The sequence below is a fragment of the Clostridium sp. DSM 17811 genome (assembly GCF_018861905.1).
Classification (GTDB): domain Bacteria; phylum Bacillota; class Clostridia; order Clostridiales; family Clostridiaceae; genus Clostridium_AD; species Clostridium_AD frigoriphilum.
This window is the reverse complement of sequence record NZ_JAHLDU010000086.1, coordinates 1-832: the sequence shown is the minus strand read 5'-3', so window position 1 is coordinate 832 and position 832 is coordinate 1. Positions and strand designations below refer to the sequence as shown.

2 protein-coding genes are annotated in these 832 nt (G+C 28.8%); both read left to right on the top strand.

Going from position 1 to position 832, the window contains the following annotated elements:
- Positions 1–298: hypothetical protein (locus tag KPL44_RS25065; protein WP_216256119.1), on the top strand; the 298-nt coding region annotated here is incomplete at its 5' end.
- 238 nt (positions 299–536) lie between these two features.
- Positions 537–832, top strand: a 296-nt coding sequence (locus tag KPL44_RS25060) for a hypothetical protein (protein ID WP_216256117.1), incomplete at its 3' end; no start/stop codon positions are given.

Here is an 832-nt window from a genome sequence, read left to right as displayed (position 1 = left end):
ATCTACGAAGTTTGTGCTTGAGGGAGATAATATTTTATTTATTCGTTTAAAAGAGAGAAATCCAATTTCAGGTGGAACATTCTATTATCATGATATACAGTCAGTTAGTAGTTATACCATAACCAATGATAAAATAATTGTTAATGGATATATATTAAAAAGAAAAGTTGATGAGGGTGGTTCTGAGGACGAATATAAGGAACGTGTAATTAATAGTATTAGTGTTCCTAATGTTTTTGGGAATGTGCAACTCTTAGATAAGGCTTTGAAAAATAAAAAACAAGTGGTGGTTAGTTAAAAATTTGACTTTACCTTCTCAATTTAGATATGATAATATCGTGTGATTTTGTATAATTAGTTTCAAACTTAGGAAAGATTCTTATATTACATGTCGAATGTATAACATATATGTAAAGGTGATCATACCATGTGACGATTATGGTAATTTAGTGATGGTGGAGTAAGTTGTTGGCAGTGCATTTTAATTAGTAATTAAATATAAAAGTAAATTATAAATTGAAAAGGTGGTTAATTTTATGAACTATAATATGGATGATATAAGAACATTTTCACTAAGAAGATATGGAAAAGAGAGTATAAAGGTTAAAAAAGGGATCTTGACTCTAAAATTTACATTAGAATTATGGGACAATAATAACATTGATGGGGACAAGCAAGACACATTTAAAAATAAATTTACAATAGATGGAGAAGTTACAGACAAGGTACAAGGGAAATGTCATGTAGAAGATATTTCTGCTGCTTTTGGGAGAGATAATGAAAACGTGGGGTTTGTATTATTAACAATTCATATTGCTGACGAGGCTAATAA